The 4,236-nt window shown below is 59.1% G+C and carries 6 protein-coding genes; all 6 read left to right on the forward strand.

Annotated features, from left to right (window positions below):
* Positions 1–111 (forward strand): DUF6429 family protein (locus HV670_RS31680; protein ID WP_246258091.1); only part of this gene is annotated, 111 nt, incomplete at its 5' end.
* Positions 112–700: 589 nt separating this feature from the next.
* Entirely contained in the window at positions 701–1,081 is a 381-nt protein-coding gene (locus HV670_RS29335; RefSeq protein WP_175108439.1) for a DUF2946 domain-containing protein, read from the forward strand.
* A 100-nt stretch (positions 1,082–1,181) separates the two neighbouring features.
* On the forward strand, positions 1,182–2,072 hold the full coding sequence (locus HV670_RS29340; protein ID WP_175108440.1) for a hypothetical protein: 891 nt from the start codon (positions 1,182–1,184) through the stop codon (positions 2,070–2,072).
* On the forward strand, positions 2,072–2,467 hold the full coding sequence (locus HV670_RS29345; RefSeq protein WP_246258100.1) for a copper resistance CopC family protein: 396 nt from the start codon (positions 2,072–2,074) through the stop codon (positions 2,465–2,467). Before HV670_RS29340 ends, HV670_RS29345 begins: the two co-directional genes overlap by 1 nt.
* Positions 2,468–2,657: 190 nt before the next feature.
* Positions 2,658–3,674: a porin gene (locus HV670_RS29350; protein WP_175108441.1), complete on the forward strand. Its 1,017-nt coding sequence runs from the start codon at positions 2,658–2,660 to the stop codon at positions 3,672–3,674.
* Positions 3,675–3,845: 171 nt separating this feature from the next.
* Complete coding sequence (locus tag HV670_RS29355) at positions 3,846–4,004, forward strand: hypothetical protein (RefSeq protein ID WP_175108442.1); 159 nt, start codon at positions 3,846–3,848, stop codon at positions 4,002–4,004.
* The last annotated feature ends 232 nt before the right edge of the window (positions 4,005–4,236 follow it).

Consider the following 4,236-nt stretch of genomic DNA (forward strand, 5'->3'; position numbering starts at 1 on the left):
TGCGACCCGGTCAACAAGACGAAGTCGGTGGTCTTTACCGAGGAAGGGTTACGTGAGTCCGAGCGGCTATTCAGGCGGCATTTCGTTATCCCGGACCGCACGAACAACTAATGTAACGAACTTCTAACTCTCACTACACTAGCGCTGAGCTTCTTATTATGGATGTCCTTTATCCCATAAGCCCGTTGCGTGTCCACTATGGTCCGCAATTCGCCGGGAATCGGTCATTCGATCGTGCCAGCCCGAACGGCCCTTCATGGCCGACGGACCGCCCCACGCGTTCGGCAGTTCTCGGACCCGTTGCTGCCCTTCAGTTAGTTTCTCCGAATGTCCGCCAGCGAATAGCGGCTGCTCGCAACCACGACCTGGACTTAACATCGGCGTTTGCATGTTGTCGAATTGGCGCCCACAGCGGTTATGTCACACGGTGGGCGCATGATCATATTCATGGCTTGATCCGCGTTTTGTACTGGGGAATGCCGCTGATTGACAGCTCGCTGCCGCACACGGCGTCGTAGAAGCGCGACGGTCCGAGCGCTTTAAGACTCGCGTTCCGACCGGAGGCTCGGCGCAGCCTACGACCGGCGCGAACCGATCGGTTCACCCAGTCGAAGCCACCGGTGCAGATGGCAAAATAATCAAAGATATGGATAAAGGCGTGGCATAATCCGCCGCAATTACCTCCATAACATCGTCGGGCATGCTGAGCCGCTTCAATCGGAAGATTGGAAGTTTCCTTGGATTGCTCGCGATCCTTATGGTGACGTTTGCCCCGACTATTTCTCAGGCGGTGGCAGCGAGCCGGGACCTAAGTGCGCTCCCGGATGCGCTTTGCTCAGCGCACGCGACGTCTGACCACCAGCAGGACAACACACCGGACCCTCATTCCATAGCGGCCCACTGGCAAGCGTGCGGATACTGCAACTTGCTTGCCCACATGCCAGCTTTACCAACTGTTCAAGCAACGTTTGCCGCGACGGTCTGGGCGATTCAGCACCGTATTGCTACGCGATTCGAAAGCGTGCGGCGTATTGCATCGTTCACGGCGGCCCAGCCTCGCGCGCCTCCCGTCTCCTCCTGATTCGAACCCCCTCGAAGCGATCCCCGCGACGGCATTGCATGGTCTCGCTCGGCTGATCGCCCTCGCGAGTGCCCCGATTGATTCGTCTTCAGGATGATCCATGAACGCTACCCCAACGCAGCGCGGCGTGCCGCTGCGCCTCACAATTGTCGCCGCCACCGCCGCCACGCTGATGTTTCCGTCACTCGCAACCGCTCACGCGATTGCGGGCGACCGTGTCTTTCCGTCAACGATGGCCGTCGACGATCCGGGCGTCGGGGACGAAGCCAACTTTGAATTTGGTCACCAGCGGGTTCCCGGCGACAACGGTGACCAAAGCATCAACACTTTCGAAGTCGAATACGACAAGCTGATCACGTCACGGCTGGCAATATCGGTAGACGGCACGTATGCGATGCAAAACAATCCGACGGCTCATGGCTTTGACAACTTTGGGGTGGGATTGAAGTACTTGTTGTACGTGAACGAGGCACACGAGTTCATGACCTCCATCGGCCTCCACGCAGAATTGGGTGGCACGGGGAGCAAAGCCATTGCCGCGAGCTATTCAACCCTCTCCCCGACGATATTCGCCGGCAAGGGCTTTGGCGACCTTCCTGATTCGCTTGCGTACCTGCGCCCGATTGCAATCACGGGCGAGGCCGGCCCGTCATGGACCTCGGGGGCCGGGCAGCCGAACTCGTTTGACTATGGTTTTACTGTGCAATACAGCCTGCCGTATCTTCAACAGTACGTCCGTGACATCGGTTTGCCACAACCGCTGTCGAACATTATCCCGCTCGTCGAATTTCCCTTGTCGAGCAGCCAGGGACAGACGACGGGAACGGCCAATCCGGGGTTCATCTGGATCAACCGCTACGGTCAATTCGGTATCGAGGCGCAGATTCCGATCAACAGGGCGAGCGGTTCCCATGTGGGTATCCTGTTTCAGGCCCACATTTTCTTTGACGATGTAGCGCCAAATACGATCGGCAAGCCGCTAATGCAATGATGAAGGTGCAGAAAATGAAAGAGCACGGAAGAGTTTGCTGGCAGTTGCCAACGAAGTGGGCTGCGTTCGTCGCGGCGCTCAGCTTTGCCAGCGCGGCGTTCGCTCATGTTTTCCCGCAGAAGCAGGAGCCGGGAGCCGGCGCAACGGTTGCGTCGCCAAGCCAAATCAAGATTGTGTTTGACGGGCCGCTCGAGCCGTCCTTCAGCAGTTTGACGGTAACCGATGCTGGCGGTAAGCAGGTGAACACGGCAAAGTCCGCGGTCGATCCGCAGCAACCGACGGTCCTTGCCGTCCCGCTGCCTCCTTTGCCGGCAGGGCACTACACAGTGCATTGGGCTGCTGTTGCGCCGGACGGGCATCGCACCCATGGTGACTACTCATTTGACGTGAAATAGCACCGCGTTACTTGGCATCGGCCGCGCAGCATGCCTGCGCGGTCGACCCCGTAGCCCTGCTACCGCGGGGCTATGCATCCTCGACATGCGATCGCGGTGCGCGCGCATGCCCACCAGAAATAGCGAAGACGGCGCGTCGGTAGGCCAATTCACCCGCTTCGCAATGTTCCTCACATAGGTTTTGCGTTTCATGAGAAAGAGAATTGCTTGCGTGGGCCTGGCCCTCGCTTGGTCCAAGTGCGCAGTGGCGCAGGAGGGCATCACGATGTACGGGCTGCTCGATGAGTTTGCGCAATACGTGAATACCGGCAAGGGCTTTACAGCGGCAATGGGGTCGAGCGGACAATGGGGGAGCCGCTTCGGAGTCAAAGGCACCGAAGACATAGGGGGCGGCAACCGGGTCAACTTTGTCCTGGAGAACGGCTTCAACCCCACCGATGGCTCGCTTGCGCAATCGAACACGCTCTTCAGTCGACAGGCATGGGTCGGCCTTGGCGGCAGTTGGGGGCAAGTCCGCGTCGGCCAACAGAATTCGCCGCTCTTCAATGATCAGGGCGGCCAGGATGCGTTTGGAGGAGGGACTCAAGCATCGGGGATGAACAATCTTTCGACGTTCGCCGCTCGAACCAGCAATACCGTTTCCTACCTCTTGCCGGAATTCGCCGGCTTACAGGGAGGGATTTATGTCGGGCTGGGTAATGCAGGCGGTCTCGGCTCCGCAGGGTCGAGCTACCAGTTCGATCTCACCTACGCGCGCGGTCCACTCGCGGCGTTTGTCGCGGGCCAGTGGCTGAAAAACGCGACCAACACCACGACTGACCGCGCCGTTTTTGCGGGGGCATCCTATGCAATCGGCAAAGCCACCTTGTACGGCAGCTACGCCGCATCGAGATGGGATGATCTGGATGTGAACGACGACGTGTACGGCTTGTCCGCCAAGTATCAGCTCACCCCCGCGGGGTCCGTGGCCCTCGGCTACGCGATCCTGCGGGATAACACGTCGCAGCACGACGACGCGAATCAGGCCTCGTTAATGTGCGAATATGATTTGTCGAGGCGTACCGACCTCTATGCCACCCTGTCGTTCCTTCAAAACCACAGTCAAGCCGGCTACACGTTGGCAGGTTCGGCTAACCCGGGGTTGCCGCTCGCGTACCCAGGCGCGGATGCACGGGGCGTGGAAGTGGGTGTCGTGCAACGGTTCTGAGCTAGATCGCCGCTCATCGGTGCCGCTACGATGGGCGCCTTTCAAACTGCCCAGAGACGATTTCCGACACTGCAGAACTGCGGCAGCTATCCGCCAATCGATTCAGCCCGATTCTGGCTCAACGAAGGCATCTTACGTCTCCCGTCAGGCGGGTCGCAACGGTATCAGGAAATGGCGAAGCGCGGGCAATACTTCGCGAGGCTCGCTACACGCCTGAACCTCGCGCCGGCCGAGCTCGATGCGTACTTGATCGACAACGCCATAAGCGATGCGGCGCATGAGATCGAGTTGACTGAACAACGCCCGCAAATGGCATTGTTCGCGAAGTAAGAGAAAGACCCACGCAACGGGTATTCTGGTCGTGGGGCTTTCGTGTTTGTGGACGACGACCTAGCTACGCGGCGCGCGGACGCGGCGCGGGAAGGTGAAGCTTGTCGAGCGGGGTTGTGGTCACCTCGTTATACACAAGCGTCGTTACCACCGTCCTCGCGCAACAAACGCATTGTTTCTGCGGCGACATGAACTTTCGTGAGTCCCTTCCAGATGGTTTCCGCGCCGGGTT

Origin of the sequence: Pararobbsia alpina (assembly GCF_902859895.1) — a bacterium.
Taxonomy (GTDB): domain Bacteria; phylum Pseudomonadota; class Gammaproteobacteria; order Burkholderiales; family Burkholderiaceae; genus Pararobbsia; species Pararobbsia alpina.